This is a genomic window from Corticibacter populi (assembly GCF_004217315.1).
GTDB classification, from domain to species: Bacteria; Pseudomonadota; Gammaproteobacteria; order Burkholderiales; family Burkholderiaceae_C; genus Lampropedia; species Lampropedia populi.
The window spans coordinates 510265-528018 of record NZ_SGWR01000003.1; the positions used below are offsets into that span (position 1 = coordinate 510265).

At 67.1% G+C, this 17754-nt stretch carries 13 protein-coding genes; 5 read left to right on the plus strand and 8 right to left on the minus strand.

Annotated elements, in window-relative coordinates; translation table 11 throughout:
- Positions 1–2: 2 nt before the first annotated feature.
- From EV687_RS13205 to EV687_RS13215, 3 genes are all read left to right on the plus strand, one after another.
- The gene (locus EV687_RS13205; protein WP_122227784.1) at positions 3–2813 is read left to right on the plus strand and encodes an ATP-binding protein; all 2811 of its coding nucleotides are present in this window, start codon (positions 3–5) and stop codon (positions 2811–2813) included.
- A gap of 10 nt (positions 2814–2823) precedes the next feature.
- A complete protein-coding gene (locus tag EV687_RS13210; protein ID WP_242612628.1) occupies positions 2824–4044 on the plus strand; it encodes a DUF2399 domain-containing protein in 1221 nt (406 codons plus the stop codon).
- A gap of 195 nt (positions 4045–4239) precedes the next feature.
- Complete coding sequence (locus EV687_RS13215; protein ID WP_122227781.1) at positions 4240–6525, plus strand: arginine/lysine/ornithine decarboxylase; 2286 nt, start codon at positions 4240–4242, stop codon at positions 6523–6525.
- 77 nt (positions 6526–6602) lie between these two features.
- Here EV687_RS13215 and EV687_RS13220 read toward each other — a convergent pair whose 3' ends face one another.
- Both EV687_RS13220 and dsdX read right to left on the minus strand, forming a co-directional pair.
- Complete coding sequence (locus EV687_RS13220) at positions 6603–7934, minus strand: D-serine ammonia-lyase (protein ID WP_122227778.1); 1332 nt, start codon at positions 7932–7934, stop codon at positions 6603–6605.
- Between the two features lie 58 nt (positions 7935–7992).
- The gene (gene dsdX / locus EV687_RS13225) at positions 7993–9330 is read right to left on the minus strand and encodes a D-serine transporter DsdX (RefSeq protein ID WP_122228944.1); all 1338 of its coding nucleotides are present in this window, start codon (positions 9328–9330) and stop codon (positions 7993–7995) included.
- Positions 9331–9558: 228 nt separating this feature from the next.
- On the opposite strand from dsdX, the gene dsdC reads away from it, so the two are divergent.
- Positions 9559–10497, plus strand: a complete 939-nt coding sequence (dsdC, locus tag EV687_RS13230; RefSeq protein WP_122227776.1) for a DNA-binding transcriptional regulator DsdC — start codon at positions 9559–9561, stop codon at positions 10495–10497.
- Between the two features lie 55 nt (positions 10498–10552).
- Here dsdC and EV687_RS13235 read toward each other — a convergent pair whose 3' ends face one another.
- The 4 genes from EV687_RS13235 to EV687_RS13250 all read right to left on the minus strand — a co-directional run bounded on the left by EV687_RS13235 (position 10553) and on the right by EV687_RS13250 (position 14252).
- Positions 10553–11719, minus strand: coding sequence for an MFS transporter (locus EV687_RS13235; RefSeq protein ID WP_122227773.1), 1167 nt, complete (start codon positions 11717–11719; stop codon positions 10553–10555).
- A gap of 183 nt (positions 11720–11902) precedes the next feature.
- Entirely contained in the window at positions 11903–12892 is a 990-nt protein-coding gene (locus EV687_RS13240) for a GlxA family transcriptional regulator (RefSeq protein ID WP_278044264.1), read from the minus strand.
- Positions 12893–13342: 450 nt separating this feature from the next.
- On the minus strand, positions 13343–13873 hold the full coding sequence (locus tag EV687_RS13245; RefSeq protein ID WP_130466515.1) for a DoxX family protein: 531 nt from the start codon (positions 13871–13873) through the stop codon (positions 13343–13345).
- Positions 13874–13886: 13 nt separating this feature from the next.
- A complete protein-coding gene (locus EV687_RS13250; RefSeq protein ID WP_207226453.1) occupies positions 13887–14252 on the minus strand; it encodes a DUF2306 domain-containing protein in 366 nt (121 codons plus the stop codon).
- A 165-nt stretch (positions 14253–14417) separates the two neighbouring features.
- On the opposite strand from EV687_RS13250, the gene EV687_RS13255 reads away from it, so the two are divergent.
- Positions 14418–15074 (plus strand): TetR/AcrR family transcriptional regulator, encoded by a 657-nt coding sequence (locus tag EV687_RS13255; protein ID WP_122227764.1) that lies wholly within the window; start codon positions 14418–14420, stop codon positions 15072–15074.
- Here EV687_RS13255 and EV687_RS13260 read toward each other — a convergent pair.
- Together EV687_RS13260 and EV687_RS13265 are read right to left on the minus strand one after the other, a co-directional pair.
- Complete coding sequence (locus EV687_RS13260; RefSeq protein WP_122227761.1) at positions 15069–16337, minus strand: acyl-CoA dehydrogenase family protein; 1269 nt, start codon at positions 16335–16337, stop codon at positions 15069–15071. The two genes, EV687_RS13255 and EV687_RS13260, sit on opposite strands and share 6 nt — an antisense overlap.
- A gap of 56 nt (positions 16338–16393) precedes the next feature.
- On the minus strand, positions 16394–17731 hold the full coding sequence (locus tag EV687_RS13265) for an LLM class flavin-dependent oxidoreductase (protein ID WP_122227758.1): 1338 nt from the start codon (positions 17729–17731) through the stop codon (positions 16394–16396).
- Between the last annotated feature and the right edge of the window lie 23 nt (positions 17732–17754).

The window sequence follows — 17754 nt, forward strand, 5'->3', positions numbered from 1 at the left end:
CCATGTTCCACCTGCAAACCCTGGAACTGCTGCACTGGGACTACTGCCAGCGCCTGACGGTGCCGCTCGACGGCGCCATCATCACCGTGGCCGGCCCCAACGGCTCGGGCAAGACCACGCTGCTCGATGCCATGCGCACGCTGCTCGGGCTCGAATGCTCGGGCGGGCGCAGCTACAAGACCTATGCGCGCCACGCCAATGCCGACGCCTCCTGGCTGCGCGCGGTGGTGGACAACCGGCCGCAGACGCGCCAGACCTCCAGCCGTCCGTTTGCGCGCTGCCTGCTGTATGCCGACCAGGTCACGCTGGCCTGCCGCATCCAGCGCAACGGTGGCGACTGGCAGCGGCGCTACTGCATGGTCGAGGGCGACGTGCCGGTCGAGACCCTGCTGGACGTGCCCGAAAAAGACTGGCTGGGCATCGAGCACTGGCGCAAGCGGCTCGAGTACGCCGGCCTCTCCCGCGCCATCGCCCGCGTGCTGGCGCTGGAGCAGGGCCAGACCGACCGCCTCTGCGAATACTCGCCCAAGGAGCTGCTGCGGCTGGTGTTCGACGTGTTCGGCGACCAGGAAGTGCTTGACCGCTATGAGGAGGCGCGGCGCCACCAGCGCGACGTGGCCGACGAGGTCGAGACCGCCCGGCAGGAACTGACCCGCAGCGAAGCCCAGCTGGCGAATGTCGAGGCGCGGCTGAACCTGTACCGCCAGTACCAGGCCAAGCTGCGCGAGCGTGAGAAGCTGGGCACCGAGGTCGTGCCCGTGCTCGAATGGCGCGATGCGCGCGATGAGTTGACCGGCAAGGTGCGCGAACTGCACCGCCAGCGGCTCGATGACCGCCAGAGCATGCTGCGCCAGCGCGAGGACCGCCGCTTGCTGCACGGGCTGGCGCAGCAGCGCGAGGCGCTGGGCGGGCAACTGCAGGTGCTGGAGCAGCAGCGCCTGCAGGCGCAGGAAGCGCTCTCCGAGGCCCGTGGCGCGGAAACGCCGGTCGAGGCCAAGGTCAAGGAAGCAGACGAACTGCGCGAACTCGCCAGCGTCGAGGCCGATGCCCAGCAGTTGAGCGAGCGCCTGCAGACCCTGGAGGAAGGCAAGCAGGCACTCGACAGCCAATGGCATGGCAAGCGGCAGGAACGCGCCGCCGCGCAGGCGGCGCTGGCCAGCCTGCAGAGCGAGCGCGTGGCACCCCGCCCGGACTACGTCAACCGCTTCAGCCAGGCGCTGCGGCGCCAGCAGATCGCGCACCATTTCGTGGCCGATGTCATCGAGATCACCGATGCGCGCTGGCGCGACGCCGCCGAGGGCGTGCTGGCCGCCTCGCGCTGGGTGGTGGTGCTGGGCGATCCCTCCGACGAGCGCCGCGCCGCGCAGCTGGCCGAGCAGGAGCGCTACCGCCACTATCTCGTGGCTGAAGCGGTTGCCGCGCCGGCCCAGGCGCCCGCGCACAGCCTGCTGGCAGTGCTGAAGGTGACCGATCGCCTGCCGGCCTGGCTGCTCCGGACGCTCTCGGCCATCCGCCGGGTGGACGACACCGACGCCGGCTACGCCGCCGGAGGCGAATGGATCACCCCCAAGGCCTATTGGCGCGACGGGCGGGGCGGGCGCAGCGTCTGGGTCAGCCCCGAGCAGCACCAGTTCGGCGCTGCCGCGCTGGCCGCACGGCGCGAATCCATCGAGGCGCGCCTGGCCGCGCTGGATGGGCAACTGCAGCGCATCGCCCAGCAGCAGAGCGAGGTCGAACGCCAGCTGCGCGCCGCCAGGGAGGCCGCCAAGGGTCACCGCGCCGCCGAGGAACTGGCGCGCCGCGCCGAGGAATTCGCGCAGGCGCGCCAGCAGCTCGACCAGTTGCGCCAGGCCCGCATCGACGCCGGCCGGCGCTGGAGCGAACTCGATGGCCGCCACCGGCAACTCGGCGAACAGCAGCGCGAGCTGGAGGCGCAGTACCGCGATACGCAGAAACGTCTGCAGGATGCCGAGGCCGCGGCCAGCCGCTTCGGCAGGGAGTGGGCCGCGCGCAAGGCCGATCTGGCCGCCCGCAGCGCGCAATCGCGCCGCCAGCGCAGGCAGTTCCCGGTCCGCTGGATCGCGCCGGCTGCCATTGCCGCGCTGCGCCAGCACTACACCAACGCCACGCAGGCCCGCCTGCGCGCCGAGGCCATCGAAACCGAGTTGCAGCAAGGCGAATGGGAGCAGGATGCCACCATCGAGGAGCGCCACACGCTGATGCTCGCGCAGGTCGGCGGCCAGAAGCAGCAACTGCAACAGCGCGAGGCCAGCAACGAGATGGCGCGCGTGGCGGTGGACAACGCACGCGAGCGCTATATCGACGTGATGCGCTCGACCGTGCGCCGCTATCGCAAGAACATCACCGAACTGGGCGAGCTCGCCGGCGTCGAGGTGCAGGCCGAACTGCCGCACCTGGACAACGACGACACCGCGCTGCGCCAGGCTGAGCTGAAGGTGCGCTTCAACTTCGACGGCAAGGGCCAGATCGGCCTCAACGACGGCGAGGCCTCCGGCGGCCAGCAGGTCATCAAGTCGCTGATTTTGCTGGTCGGCCTGCTCAAGGACGACGAGTTGCCCGGCGGCTTCGTGTTCATCGACGAGCCCTTCGCCCACCTGGACGTGCGCAACATCCAGCTGGTCGGCCACTTCCTCAAGTCCACCCGCGCGCAGTACGTGCTGACCACGCCGATCACGCACAACGTCGAGGTCTTCGAGCCGGCCGACATCACGCTGGTGACCGCCAAGAAGCCGCCCGGCGCACGTTGGGCCCCGCCGATCGGCGTACTGCAGCGGCGCCAGGCCGTGGCATAGGGCCGGCCACATGCACACCGATCGGCCGCTGGAATGGATGGATGAAGCGGGGCCGCGACGCGGCACGCGGGTGCGTCGGCGTGCCGGCGAAGTGCCGCAGGCGCTGGGACTGCTGGGGCGCGAAGACCGGGATCTGCTCAAGGCATGGCTGCGCCGCGACAACCAGACGTCGAAGCGGCAGACCTTGCTGGAGGCGGCCGGCGCGACTGGGCTCGAGCAGGCGGAGGCCTTGTGTGACCGGCTCCTGCGTGAAGGCTGGATTGCGCGTCGCGAGCGGCTGGTGGGCGGCAGCTGGCAATGGGAGGCCATCATCTGGCTTGATCTTGGCGGCCTCAAGCAATTGCTGGGTGTGGGCAGTCGCAGTCAACGCGAGCAGTACCGTGGGCAGGCGCTGTGCCAAGCCAGGGCATGGTTGCCGCAGGTGGGCGACGCGGCGCTGGGTGCTGCCATGGCCCAGGCCATCGATGCGCTGGAGCAGGAGGCGGCCATCCAGGTGGCCACGTTGCAACGGCGCCTCGGTTTGCTGCAGGCGCTGCGCGGCTGGTGCGAACGCGGTGAACAGGGCACGCGACGAGACTTTGCCCTGCAGGCGGCGGACCGCACCAAAGGCATCGGCGCCGCCGATTGGCGCTGGCTGGAGCAGTTCTTTGCGCTGGAGGCGCTGGGCGTCAGTGCTTTTCTTCCCCTGCTGAGCCTGTCGGGCACCGGACGGCTGCAGAGCACGGCGGGCAGCATTGATTTGCCGGCCGTTTCGCTGCTGGCGCTGCCGCTGGCGGACGTGCTGGCACTGACGGCATGTACCGCGCCCACGTGCTGGTGGCTGATCGAGAACCGCGCCAGCTTCGAGCGCCAGTGTCTGCAGCGTGCGCAGCCCGGCGCCTGCATCGTCTGGCTGCCCGGGCGCCCGTCACCCGGTTGGCAGCGAGCCATGGCCCACTTGCTGAGGTTGGCGCCCGCACCTTTGCGCATCAGTGCCGATATCGATCCGGCCGGGGTGGATATGGCACTGACCATGGGACGGCTGTGGCAGCGGCAGGGCCTGGAGTGGCGCTGCAGTCACATGGACGAGGCCGATCTGGAGGCGGCGCGCCAGCTCTGGCCGCTCAATGCCTACGACCATGCCTTGCTGGAGCGCCTGTTGGCCGACGCCGGGCTGCCGCCAGAGCTGCGCAGGCTGTGCGAGGCGATGCGGCGTCTGGGCCGCAAAGCCGAGCAGGAAGGCTGGCTGTAGCTGCAGCGCCGCAAAGCCTGCATTGCCAGTGCGCAGATGGGCGTTTTTCACGCAGCTGCCGCACGATTTGTTTACACTGCGCGGATTTTCGGCCCGCCTTGAAAGCATGTTCGACGCATCTTCCATGGCGGGCGCTGTTTCATCTGCCCCCGAACCTGCCCCTGCGATGGCCTTGCTGGCCTGGAGTGCCGCCCCATGAAATTCCGCTTTCCGATCATCATCATCGACGAGGATTACCGCTCGGAGAACACCTCGGGCCTGGGCATTCGCGCGCTGGCGCAGGCCATCGAGACCGAGGGCTTCGAGGTGGTGGGCGTGACCAGCTACGGGGACCTGAGCCAGTTCGCCCAGCAGCAAAGCCGCGCCAGCGCCTTCATTCTGTCGATCGACGACGAGGAGCTGACCGGCGGCGAGAATGGCGACGAGCCGGAGGTGATCCGCAACCTGCGCGATTTCATCGGCGAGGTGCGGCGCCGCAACGATGAGGTGCCGATCTACATCCATGGCGAGACCAAGACGGCGCGCCACCTGCCCAACGACATCCTGCGCGAGCTGCACGGTTTCATCCACATGTTCGAGGACACGCCGGAGTTCGTTGCCAAGCACATCATCCGCGAGGCCAAGAACTACCTCGAGAGCATCCAGCCGCCGTTCTTCAAGGCACTGCTCGATTACGCCGAGGACGGCTCGTACTCCTGGCACTGCCCGGGGCACTCCGGTGGCGTGGCCTTCCTGAAGTCGCCCATCGGCCAGATGTACCACCAGTTCTATGGCGAGAACATGCTGCGCGCCGACGTGTGCAACGCGGTCGAGGAACTGGGCCAGTTGCTCGACCACAACGGCGCCATCGGCGAATCCGAGCGCAACGCCGCGCGCATTTTCAATGCCGACCATTGCTTCTTCGTCACCAATGGCACCAGCACCTCCAACAAGATCGTCTGGCACCACAACGTGGCGCCCGGCGATGTGGTGGTGGTGGACCGCAACTGCCACAAGTCGATCCTGCATGCCATCATCATGACGGGGGCGATACCGGTGTTCCTCAAGCCCACGCGCAACCACTACGGCATCATCGGCCCGATCCACAAGAGCGAGTTCGAGCCGGCCAGCATCCAGAAGAAGATCAAGGCCAATCCGCTGCTGGCGGGCGTGGATGCCAAGAAGATCAAGCCGCGCATACTGACGCTGACGCAATCGACCTACGACGGCGTGCTCTACAACACCGAAACCATCAAGCAGATGCTCGACGGCTACGTGGACAACCTGCATTTCGATGAAGCCTGGCTGCCGCACGCGGCCTTCAATCCGTTCTATGGCAGCTACCATGCCATGGGCAAGAAGCGCGCACGGCCCCGGCAGAGCGTGGTGTATGCCACGCAATCGATCCACAAGCTGCTGGCCGGCATCAGCCAGGCCAGTCACGTGCTGGTGCAGGATTCGCAGGAGACCAAGCTCGACCAGGCGCTCTTCAACGAGGCCTACCTGATGCACACCTCGACCAGCCCGCAGTACAGCATCATTGCCAGCTGCGACGTGGCTGCCGCCATGATGGAGCTGCCCGGCGGCGAGGCGCTGGTGGAGGAAAGCCTGCTCGAGGCGCTGGATTTCCGCCGCGCCATGCGCAAGGTCGAGGCCGAGTTCGGTGCCGACGACTGGTGGTTCCAGGTCTGGGGCCCCGAGCACCTGGCCGACGAGGGCGTGGGCCGCTCGGCCGACTGGATCATCCGCAGCAACGGCAGCAGGTCGCGCAAGGCCTCGAGCAGCTGGCACGGCTTCGGCAACCTGGCCGACGGCTTCAACATGCTCGACCCGATCAAGGCCACCATCGTCACGCCGGGGCTGGACCTGGACGGCAAGTTCCACAAGAGCGGCATTCCGGCTTCCATCGTCACCAAGTTCCTCGCCGAGCATGGCGTGGTGGTGGAGAAGACCGGTCTCTACAGCTTCTTCGTGATGTTCACCATCGGCATCACCAAGGGCCGCTGGAACACGCTGCTGACCGCTCTGCAGCAGTTCAAGGACGACTATGACAAGAACCAGCCGCTGTGGCGCATCATGCCGGAGTTCTCGGCGCAGCACCGCCGCTACGAGAAAATGGGCCTGCGCGATCTGTGCCAGCACGTGCACCAGCTCTATGCCAAGCACGACATTGCGCGCCTGACGACCGAGATCTACCTGTCCGACCTGACCCCGGCGATGCGTCCGGCCGATGCCTATGCCCACATCGCCCGCCGCAAGACCGAGCGCGTCGAGATCGACCATCTGGAAGGGCGTATCACCGTGGGTCTGGTCACGCCTTACCCGCCCGGCATTCCGCTGTTGATCCCCGGCGAGGTGTTCAACAAGAAAATCGTCGACTACCTCAAGTTCGCGCGCGAATTCGCCAAGCAGCTGCCGGGCTTCGAGACCGACATCCACGGTCTGGTGGTCGAGAAGGATGCCGACGGCAACAAGCGCTTTTTTGCCGACTGCGTGGTCTGATACCGCGTTCCTCGCGCCGCTGGACCTGCAGGCGGCGCCGCGCCGCGCCGCAGTTTCCGGCGGCTTTGCGCAGGTTCTTACTGCCTGCCCTTGGCCAGATACTGTGCCATCTCGTCCGGCGGCACCATGCCGCCGCCGGTGGCCCAGACCAGATGGGTAGCATGGCGCATCCGTGGCGGCGTCAGCCCGTGCAACTGCTGGTAGGCCGCGCTGGCGCAGATGCGCTGCGGCCCGGCCATGCCGGCCAGCGCCGAGGGCTCGAGCTGGATGTCCTCGGCCTGGCTGAGCCAGCCCAGCATGTCGTACATGGCCTGGTCGCTCAGCGTGTAGCAGCCGTCGATCAACCTCTGCATCGCGCGGCCGACAAAGCCCGAGGCACGGCCCACGGCCAGGCCATCTGCCGCCGTCTGGTTGTCGATGCCAAGCTCCTGCACCGAAATCGCATCGTGCAGCCCGGTGGCGATGCCCAGCAGCATGCAGGGGGAGTGCGTCGGCTCGGCGAAAAAGCAGTGCACGTGGTCGCCCAAGGCCATCTTCAGGCCGAAGGCCACGCCGCCGGGGCCGCCGCCAACGCCGCAGGGCAGGTAGACGAACAGCGGGTGCTCGCGGTCCACCGCAATGCCTTGCGCCTGCAGCTGGGCCTTCACGCGCTCGCCGGCCGCGGCGTAACCCAGGAACAGGGTGCGTGAATTCTCGTCATCGATGAAGAAGCAGCGCGGGTCGCCCTCGGCTGCCCGGCGCCCTTGCTCGACGGCCACGCCATAGTCATCTTCGTACTCGACCACGGTGACGCCGTGCGCGCGCAGCTTGGCTTTCTTCCACGCCCTGGCATCGGCCGACATGTGCACGGTCACATGAAAGCCCAGGCGCGCACTCATGATACCGATGGACAGCCCAAGATTGCCGGTGGAGCCCACCGCGATGCGGTACTGGCCGAAGAAGGCCTGGAATTCCGGGGAGAGCAGTTGGGCGTAATCGTCGCCTTCGTCGAGCAGCCCGGCCTCCCGGGCCAGCTTTTCGGCATGGGTCAGCACCTCATAGATGCCGCCGCGGGCCTTGATGGAGCCGGAGATCGGCAGATGGCTGTCCTTCTTGAGCCACAGCGCGCCATCGATGGGCTGCCCGCCGCGCAGCTCCAGCACGCGCTGCATGGCCGGTATTGCCACCAGCGGGGACTCGATGATGCCGCCGCTGGCCGCCGTGTCGTCGAAGGCCTGCGCGAGATACGGCGCAAAGCGCAGCAGCCGGGCGTGCGCATCGGCAATGTCCTGCTGGCCGAGGCCGACGTGGGGCAGCCCTTCCTGCAGGGAAGTGAAGTCCGGGTTGAACCAGCTCGTTTCCTTCAGGGCGATCAGATCCGCGACCAGCGGATGCTGCGCGATCAGTGTGTCGATGTCGGTTGTCGTCATGGCAGGGTCTTTCTGAGGGGTCAAGTCGCAGAGGGATCCAATCGGAATATGGCGGATATCAGATGACATGGGAAAGCAGGAAGGTCGCCCCCAACGCCGTCAGCGAGGCGATCAGGGTGGCCGTGGTGTAGTACTTGAAGGTTTCGTTCAGCGTGGCCCCGCAGTATTGCTTGACCAGCCAGAACAGCGAATCGGTCACGATGGTGCAGCCAATCGCTCCTGAGCCGATGGCGATGGCGATGATCTCGGGGCTGACGCCCGGATACAGCGGCAGCATGGGCATGACGATGGCCGTTGCGCCCATCATTGCCACCGTGGCCGAGCCCACGGCCGCGTGCAGCACCAGCGCCACCAGCCATGCGAGCAGGATGGGGTGCAGATGCAGGCCCGACAGGATCACGGCCAGGCCGTCGGCCAGCCCGCTGGCCTTGAGGATGCTGTTGAATGCGCCGCCCGCACCGATGATCAGCAGGATGTTGGCGATGGCAGAAAAGCCGCCCTCGGTATGGTGCAGCAAGCTGTTCATCGCCATGCCACGGCGCAGACCCAGCAGGTAATACGCCACGAACACCGCGATGAACATCGCCGTGATCGGGTTGCCGATGAAGGCCATGAAGCGCACCAGGCTGTTTGTTTCGTCTATGGTCAGCTCGGCCACGGTCTTGGCCAGCATCAGCCCGATGGGCAGCAGGATGGTCAGCAGGGCCGCGCCCAGCGAGGGCAGGGTGTGCTCCTCGCGCACCTCCAGCGCCGAGAATTCGGGAGGCACCGGCTTGAACGGCAGGCACCGGCCCAGCAGCTTGAGAAACAGGGGGCCGCCGACCAGGGACGCGGCCAGCCCCACCAGCAGGCCATAGACGATGACCATGCCGACATCCGCGCCCAGCGCGTTGGTGACGAACAGCGCGGCCGGGTGTGGTGGCACCACGCAATGCACCGCCATCAGCGCCGTGCACAGCGGGATGGCCAGCTTGAGCAGGGATGTGCCGGTCTTCCTGGCAATCGAGAATGCCAGCGGAATCAGCAGCACCACCCCCACCTCGACAAACAAGGTGATGCCGCAGATCAGCCCGACCAGCACCATGATCACGTCCGGCGACAGCCAGCGACAGCGATGCAGTGTGAGGCCAATGCGCTCGGCGGCTCCCGTTATCTCCATCATCTTGCCCAGGATGGTCCCCAGGCCGATCACGGCCGCCAGAAAGCCCAGGGTGCCGCCAATGCCGGTCTCGATGGCGTCGACCATGTCGATCGGGTCCATGCCCATCATCGAGCCGACGAAGAAACTGGCCAGCAACAGGGCGAGGAACGGGTGAAGCCTGCACTTCACGATGGTCACGATCACGAGAACAATGCTTGCGATCAACGTCGTTGCGATCCAGGTGTGCGAGCCCATGGCCATCTCCTTCGGGTGGTGAATGGAACCGTATTAAAGGCAAGCACGGCGTGGCTGACAAACGATGAATCTTGCTTTTCACATGAGTGAAATTGAATCAATATGAGGGTTTTTACTGGTTCCAACAGAAATTCGATGTCATGAGATTCGATCAATTCATCTCAATTTGCGAGAATCCGGCATCACACCCGTTTCAATGCAAGCATTTCAGCCCTGGAGATTGCAACGATGGCAGCAAGCCAGCCACTGACGGCCGCCCGGCATCGCTCGCTCAATGGATGGCAACTGTCCAAGCTCCATACCTTCGAAGTGGCGGCGCGGCACGAATCCTTCGCGAAAGCCGCGGATGAACTGTCCCTCACGCCCAGCGCCGTGAGCCATAGCATCAACCAGATCGAAGCACAGTTGGGCATCCAGCTCTTTGTGCGCTCCCATCGGAAGGTGGAGCTCACCGCCGAAGGCAAGCGGCTTTTCTGGGCACTGCAATCCTCCTTGCAGAGCCTGAGCCAGGAAATCCTGGACATCAAGAACCAGGCGCTGTCGGGCAACCTCACGGTTTATTCCCGCCCTTCCATCGCCCAGGCCTGGATCGTGCCCTCACTGGCGGATTTCTCACGCCGCTTTCCCGCCATCAACCTGAGCCTGCTGACGGGCAACGACTACGTCAACTTCCATCGCGCCAGCATCGATCTGGCCGTCTACTTCGATGCCACTCCATCGCCTCAACTGCACCATCAGCATCTGATGGATGAAACGATCATCCCGGTATGCAGCCCGGGCTATGCCCGCCAGTTCGACCTGGAAGGCAAGCCGGGCAGGCTCGCGCGCTGCACCCTGCTGCACGATCAACAGGCCTGGAGCTACGACAGCGGCACCGACGAATGGCACGGTTGGGCGCAGCATTTCGGCGTGAGCCTGGATGTCTCCACCGGGCTGGGATTCGACCGCTCGGACCTCGCGGTGCTGGCCGCCACCAGCCACGCGGGAGTCGCCATGGGGCGCAGGCGCCTGGTGCGCAGGCTGCTGGACAGCAGGCAGTTGATCACGCCCTTTCCGGACATGGAACTGAAATGCGAGCAACACTATTACGTCTGCACCCTGTCTGACCGCCAATGGCCGAAGATCGAAGCCTTCACCCGGTGGCTCCAGGCCCTGGCGAGCAGTTGAGCCGGTCGTCATTGAGGTCGGCCACGCCTCGGCAGACGCGCTCCACCGGCAGCGTTCATCGCTTGGGCCCACGCACCAACACGATCGCCAGAACCAGCAGCACCAGCAACATCAAGACATTCACCGCGTGCCAGCCCAGGGTCTGGATCAGCACACCGCAACTGAACGACATGGCGGCCGCGCTGCCGTTGTTGGCCCACTCCATCAAGGCTTGCGCCTGGGAGGCCTCCGGCGGTGTGCAGGCCTTGGCAAGCAAGGTGGTGCCCGCCAGGATCAGCAGGTTCCAGCCCGCGCCCAGCAGCAGCGAGCTGAGGAGAAACGACCAGAACTGCAAGCCCGTCAAGGCCACGCCGGCACTGGCTGCCAGCAGTGCCGCGCCAAGCCATGCAATGGGGATGGCACCGAAGCGGTCCACCGCCTTGCCAGCCACCAGGGCAGGCATGAACATGCCCAGCACATGCCATTGGATGACGTGGGTGGAACTGGCCAGCGTATGTCCTGCCCCGTGCATGGCCAGCGGCGTGGCGTTCATCACCAGAATCATCAGGCCGTGGCCGCAGGCGCTGAGCACGATGGCCTGCCGAATGGGCGGGCGTTGCCACAGCCTGCGGCGGGTGATGGCCACAGCATTCGCCGGCACGGTCATCGGCGCGTGCAAGCTGGCAGGCAGGCCCTGCAACAGCAGGATGGCCAATGTGGCCAGCGCCGCCAGTGCCAGGTACGCGCCCACCATGGGGGTGTCAAACGCCGCCGAGGTGTGGATGGCCAGGCTGGGCGCCAGCAGCGCAGCGGCAATGCCGCCTGCCAGCACCCATGCGGCCGCGCGGCCCTTGTGCTGCGCATCCACACCATCCAGCGCGGCAAAACGGTAAAAGCCGGCCGATGCCTGGTAGCCGCCCAGCAGCAGCATGGCGATGCAGAATGGCCAGAACTGCGCGTGCGCCACCGACCAGGCCGCCAGCAAGCCAGCGGCAATGCCCATCGCGGCGCCATACTGCAAGCCGCGTGCGCGGCCCAGGCGCTGCATCCATCCCGCCAGGCGGCCAATGGCCAGCAGATTGCCCGCGACCAGCAAGGTCAGGGGCAAGGTGGCCAACACAGGCCACGGCGCGAGACGCTGGCCCGCCAAGCCCGTGAGCGCGATGCCGATGATGGCGCATGACCAGTACAGCGCTTGCGCGATGCTGAGGGTGAGCAATTGGGGATGGCGTTTGAGCAGCATGGGATGAACGGAAGAAGTTGAGTGGCAGAGGTTGAGCGGCAGAGGGTGGTTGGGAAGAAAGGGTTTGGACTTCCGCTTGTTGGCGCCGTGGCGGGGGTGACAGACGATGCCCGGGTTCGGCATGGTCGTTTCCGGCCTGGCGCCGGAGCAGCCCGGGCAGGCGCTGCCTCATCCTTTGGCTGCCTACCCGGTGCCAAAGCGCTGCGCGAAAGCCTGCGGGCTCACGCCCAGGGCCTTGTGAAAGCTGCGGCGCAAGTTTTCCGGATGGCCGAAGCCGCACAGGCGCGCGACGGTGGCCACCGATGCCTGCTGCTGGCTCAGCAGGGCGGTGGCCGCTTCCAGCCGCACACGCTCCACGTACTTGGCGGGGGTGGTGTCCAGTTCTTTCTGAAAAACCCGTGCCAGGGTGCGCGGTGCCAGGCAGGCCTGTTCGGCCAGACGCTGCACGCCCAGGTCGCTGCCCAGATGACCGGGGATCCAGTCGAGCAATTGCGCCAGGCGTGGGGTGTGCCGGGTTTCTGCCGCCAGCATGGCGCTGAACTGCGCCTGGCCGCCGGGCCGGCGCACAAACATCACCAGGTGGCGCGCCACCGCCAGGGCCATGGCACGGCCGAGATCAGCCTCGACCAGGCTGATGGCCAAATCAATGCCCGAGGTCACGCCCGCGGAGGTGAACACATGCGCCTGCCGCGGATCGCTGGCGTCATAGGTGTGCAGACGGTCGCCGTCGATGCGGATGTCGCGCGCCAGGTCCGCCAATTCCTGCAGGCGGCACCAATGGGTGGTGGCTGGCAGCCCATCCAGCAAACCGGCACGCGCCAGGATCAATGCGCCGGAGCAGATGGAGCCCATGCGTTGCACGCGTGGCGCCATGCGCTGCACCCACGCGCGCAACGGCACATCGTGCTGCGCAGCGTCAACGCCATCCCCGCCGGGGATCAGCACGGTGCTGTGGCGATCCAGGCGGCTCGCGCGCAGTTGCGCCAGGCCAAGACTGGCCATGATGGACAAGCCGCACGACAAGGTCACAGGCCCGGCCTGCAGGCCAGCGAACACCAGCCGGTAATGCGGCCGCATGCCTTGTTGCCGGCGCAAGTCATTGGCGGTGGCAAAAACTTGCATCGGGCCGGTGATGTCCAGACTCATCGCGCCGGGATAGGCGATGCAAATGATGCGGTGACCCCAAGGATGCGATGGGGGGCGCGATGGACCCGGCTTTGCCTTTGCCTGGAGGGGCGGCTGGGCGGCGTGGGTCCGCTGGACGGGGTTTGGTACTTTGCGCATGCCCGCAGTGTGCATGCCATGGTCATTGGCAGCAACGCCATTGATCGCACATTTTCTGCCAAACTGTCATCAGGACGTCGGATGGTTTGCGGATGCCAGTGCGGCTTCGCCGGGCGATGCCCCATGTCCCATGCCCGCGTGACGAGGGGCCACCAGCGGCTGGTGCAAAAAGCACCGGGACTTGGCGTGAGGGGATCGCGCCAGTCCCGGACAGGGGGGGGGCTCAAATGCGAGCAGCATGACTGCGTCTGCCCCCTGTCCGACTGGCATTGGCCGAAGATCCCGACCTTCAGCCGGTGGCTGAAATCCCTGGTGCGCCGATGACGCGCTGACGAGCCGTCATGGGCCAGGCTGGCGCGGCAGCAGAATGCCCGCCGCAAACAGCACCCAGGCGATGATCAGCGGCTGGAACAGCGGCCGCAGCCAGAAGTACCAGATGCCGAACGGCAGTCCTTGCACGGAACTGCCCTGAACCGCCACGTGGATGTTGGCGATGACCAGGAAGCACAGCAGCACGCCAAGGCATGCGCCCGCTGTTTGGCGCATGGCCGGCCAGCCCAGGGCGCGGTTCCAGCGCAAGGGCAGCAGCAGGCCGATCGCCCCGGCCATTTCGGCCGCACCAGTGAGCCAGACCAGCGGCAGCGCCGCCGCACTGAAGAACTCCGGAATCATTGGCAGATACCTTGTCTGGTCATGGAGAAAATGGTCGGTGCCGGTCAGCAGGAAGGCCAGTCCGGCGCCCCAGCGCATGGCGTCGCGCAGGTCGAGCCGCCTGCCGCGCGGCCCGCTGCCCCGGGTGAGCGCTGCGTAAAGCCTGTCGGCACACCAGGCCAGTGCCGCCAGCAAGGCCATCAAAAAAAGAAACGACATGGAAATCTCCTCCTCAACCGATCAACCAGCCATGCAGCAGCCGGCCTGGCATGGCAAGGGCGGCCATGCCTGCGATGAACAGCCCCGTGAAGGCGCCGATGGCAAAATTCCTGTGCAAGGCCATGCGGCCCCGGCGCGCGGCGGTGATCGAAATGGCAAGGCACGCCAAAGTCCAGGCGGACAGCACATGCAGGGGCCCGAGCCCGAAGATCAGGCGGGGCGTGCCCGGTATGCCGAACGAGGACAGGCAGGCCACGGTCATGGCGAGCGTCCAGACGTGACCGGTGCGGCGGTGCCGCGCCGTGCCTTTGGGGCGCAGCAATTGGGCCAGGCCCGTCAGGATCGCGAAGGTGGCCGCAATCAGGTGAACGAAGACCATCGAAGCTGTCCTTTGCATCCATGGATTCGGTCATGCTAACACTGTTAACATTGGTGTGCAATCCAGTGCATGCGGGATGTGTGCCGGTATGCAGCCCTGCATCCGGGCGGGGGGAACATCCGGTCGGTTCGGCCGGGCGGACGGGGACGGAGGCGAGGTTCAGAAATGACGGGCAAACAGACTTTTCACCACGGTGACTTGCGTGCGGCGCTGGTCGCCGAGGCCATCGGCATCCTGCGGCGCGAAGGTGTGGAGGCGCTGAGTCTGCGTGGCATCGCCCGTGCGGCGGGGGTTTCGCAGGCGGCTCCTTATCGCCACTTTGCCGACAAGGCGGCATTGCTGGCCGAGGTTTCCGAACAGGGCTTTCTGTTGCTGCAGCAACGGTTTGCGCAGTGCGCGCAATGTGTGGCAACGCCGCCGGCGCGGTTGCGGGTGTTGGGCGAGGCCTATGTGACGTTCGCGCTGGAGGAGCCGGCGCTGTTTCGTCTGATGTTTGGCGCCGGCATGCGCGCTCCGGCATCCCATCCGGCGGTGCCATCGGGGTCGTCGGAACCACCGGCGCCTGCAGCGCCGGCGGCGCCGAATGCCGCGGCGTCAGCCTATGCGCAGCTGCGCGATGCGGTGGCCATGGTCGTCGGCGGCACGTCCGGGCCGCGGCAGTGCGAAGCGGCCTGCGTCGCCGCCTGGTCGCTGGTGCATGGCCTGTCCGTGCTGCTGATCGACGAGGCGGGCATCGCCCCGGCCCAGCCCCGTGCCGACCTGGTCAGATCGACGATCGACCTGTTCGTCCGAGGACTGGAGCTGAGCGCGACCGCCTCATGAGCCGCTGCGGCCCACGCGGTAGATCGTCGGTGGTGGGGCGCCGTTGACGGCGAAGTTGCCCACCTGGCGCTCGCGGTAGATGCGCGGGTTGTGCGATGCAATCGTGCGGGCATTGCGCCAGTAGCGGTCCAGGCCTTCGGTGCGCAGCGTGGCCGAAGCGCCCAGTGCATCGAACAGCTCGGTGCTGGCGTCCAGGATCAGCCGTGTGATGACGGAGACGGACTGATCCACCTCGACGTGGGCTTCGGTATCGGCCAGCAGGCGCCGGGCCTGATCCGATTGGGGATCGGTGTGCGCCTCGAAGCTGCGCTGCAGGGCGGCGGCGGCCTGCAGCGTCAGCGTGCCGGCGGCGTAGGCGGCGCCGTGCACACGGCCGACGACCTGCAGGATCTGCGGGTCCTCGGCCACGCGCGCGGCGTTGCCGTGGCTGTAGACGCGGTCGCGCTGCTGCACGCGGCTGGCCAGGTCGGTGGCCAGTGCGCGGCCGATGCCCGCCAGCGATGCCAGGTGCACGAGCTGGTAGAAGGCGACCGCGTAGGGAAACCGTGCCGAGGAAGGCTTGACCCACAGGGGCTCGATGGCCACGTCGTGAAAACGCGCGGTGCCGCTGGCCGTCAGCGCCTGGCCAAAGCCGTCCCAGTCATCGACGACCTCGACCCCCGGCGCATGGCGCGGCACTTGCAGGTAGGCCGTGTCGTCGCCGTCCTGCGCGGCCACGGCAATCCAGTCGGCGAACAGCGAGCCGGTGGTGTAGAACTTCTGCCCGTTCAGGCGCAGGCCCTGGTCGCTGCGCGTGAGGGTGGTGGCAAAGGTGCCGACCTTGGCGCTGCCGGCTTCCGAGAGGCCCGCGCCAACCAATGCGCCGGCGGCGAGCTGCGCGCGCCAGTGGCTGCCCCATGGGCCGGCCTCGGTGGTGAGGATCTCTTCGGTGAATCCCAGGTGGGCGCGCAAGGCATTGACGACGTTGGTGTCGGCCGCGCCCAGTTCGATCAGCAGCCCGAAAAGCTCGGGCAGGCTCGCGCCTGCGCCGCCTTGGTCCTGCGGCAGGCGTACGCGCGGCAGCGCGGCCTCGCGCAGCCAGGCGATTTCCTCATGGGGCAGGTGGCGCTGCACGTCGCGCTCGACGGCCGTGGCCCGGATGCGCGCAAAAATGGGGCGCAGCGGTTGCGCCAGTGCCTCGTAGCGGCCGCTGGGCGGCGCGCCCCAGGCGGTGTGGGTGTGCGCTGCGGGCGTTGACGGGATGGTGCGTGCGAAGTGGTTCATGGTGTCTCCGGCGGGTTGAATGGGGGCTGTGAAGGCTGCCGTTCCTGCCGCAGTGTTCAGGGCACGCGGGTGGCGGCGCGCCCAGGCCGTGCCAGCCCCAGGTGCTCGCGCAGCGTGCTGCCTTCATAGTCGGTGCGGAACAGTCCGCGTTTTTGCAGGATCGGCACGACCTGCTCGACGAAGTCCTGCAGGCCGCTGGGCAGCAGTCCGGGCATGAGGTTGAAGCCATCGGCGGCACCGGCCTTGAACCAGTGCTCGATGTCATCGGCAACCTGTTCGGGGGTGCCGACGATCTCGCGGTGGCCGCCGCCGGCGGCGAATTCGCCCAGGAACTGGCGCAGCGTCAGGCCGTGCTGGCGCGAGCGCGCCAGGATGCCCTTGAAGAAGGTGTGGCCGCCGTTGCCGTGGTTGGGCAGCGGCAGGTCCTGCGGCAAGGGCTTGTCGAGGTCGAGCCGCTCCGGTGCCACGCCCAGCCGGCCGGCGAGGCGGCGCAGGCTGTGCTCGATGGGCACCAGCGCGATCAGCTCCTGGTGGCGGTGCCTGGCCTCGGCCTCGGTGCCGCCGATGAAGGTGCCCAGGCCGGGGAAGACCAGGAGGCTGCCTTGCTGGCGACCCAGGGCCTGCGCGCCTTGCTTGAGGCCTTGCGCATAGGCCACGGCTTCGGGTAGGGACTGCGAGAGCGAGAATACCGCCTCGGCGTGGCGCGCGGCCAGCGCCTGCCCATCGGCCGAGCCGCCGGCCTGCACCAGCACCGGGTGGCCCTGCCTGGAGCGCGGCTGGTTGAGGATGCCGTGGGCGGCAAAGAATTCGCCCTGGTGCGCCACCGGATGGAGCTTGCCAGGGTCTGCGAAGCGGCCGCTGTGCGGATCGCCGATCAGCGCGTCGTCCTCCCAGCTGTTCCACAGGGCCTTGACCACATCGGTGAATTCCGCCGCGCGGCGGTAGCGCTCGGCATGGCCGAGCACGTTGGCGTGCCCGTAGTTGCGCGCCGATGAGAGGTCGGCGGTGGTGACGATGTTCCAGCCGGCCCGCCCGCCGCTGATGAGGTCCAGCGACGCGAAGCGCCGGGCGATGTTGTAGGGCTCGTTGTAGCTCGTGGAGGCCGTGCCGATCAGGCCCAGGTGCGTGGTGGCGCCGGCAATGGCGGTGAGCACCAGCGTGGGCTCCAGCGCGGTGACCGGCCCGGTGGCCAGGCCGTCGGTGGAGACGCTGTCGGCAAGGAAGATGGCGTCGAACTTGCCGGCCTCGGCGATCTGGGCGACACGCACGTAGTGCCGCACGTCGACGAAACCCAGCGGGTCGTTTTCCGGCACGCGCCAGGCCGAGGGCACGAAGCCCTGCAGCCAGGCGTTGACGTTCAGGTGCAGGCGGCGGGGAGGGGCGGCGGCGGTCATGGTGTCGGCGGGTCCGTCAGGCG

What these genes read in the sequence shown, in the direction of transcription:
- EV687_RS13215 (WP_122227781.1), top strand. Translation starts at nt 4,240, where the DNA reads ATGAAATTCCGCTTTCCGATCATCATCATCGACGAGGATTACCGCTCG.
- EV687_RS13205 (WP_122227784.1), top strand. Translation starts at nt 3, where the DNA reads ATGTTCCACCTGCAAACCCTGGAACTGCTGCACTGGGACTACTGCCAG.
- EV687_RS13210 (WP_242612628.1), top strand. Translation starts at nt 2,824, where the DNA reads ATGCACACCGATCGGCCGCTGGAATGGATGGATGAAGCGGGGCCGCGA.
- EV687_RS13235 (WP_122227773.1), bottom strand. Translation starts at nt 11,719, where the DNA reads ATGCTGCTCAAACGCCATCCCCAATTGCTCACCCTCAGCATCGCGCAA.
- dsdC (WP_122227776.1), top strand. Translation starts at nt 9,559, where the DNA reads ATGGCAGCAAGCCAGCCACTGACGGCCGCCCGGCATCGCTCGCTCAAT.
- dsdX (WP_122228944.1), bottom strand. Translation starts at nt 9,330, where the DNA reads ATGGGCTCGCACACCTGGATCGCAACGACGTTGATCGCAAGCATTGTT.
- EV687_RS13265 (WP_122227758.1), bottom strand. Translation starts at nt 17,731, where the DNA reads ATGACCGCCGCCGCCCCTCCCCGCCGCCTGCACCTGAACGTCAACGCC.
- EV687_RS13250 (WP_207226453.1), bottom strand. Translation starts at nt 14,252, where the DNA reads ATGGTCTTCGTTCACCTGATTGCGGCCACCTTCGCGATCCTGACGGGC.
- EV687_RS13260 (WP_122227761.1), bottom strand. Translation starts at nt 16,337, where the DNA reads ATGAACCACTTCGCACGCACCATCCCGTCAACGCCCGCAGCGCACACC.
- EV687_RS13255 (WP_122227764.1), top strand. Translation starts at nt 14,418, where the DNA reads ATGACGGGCAAACAGACTTTTCACCACGGTGACTTGCGTGCGGCGCTG.
- EV687_RS13245 (WP_130466515.1), bottom strand. Translation starts at nt 13,873, where the DNA reads ATGTCGTTTCTTTTTTTGATGGCCTTGCTGGCGGCACTGGCCTGGTGT.
- EV687_RS13220 (WP_122227778.1), bottom strand. Translation starts at nt 7,934, where the DNA reads ATGACGACAACCGACATCGACACACTGATCGCGCAGCATCCGCTGGTC.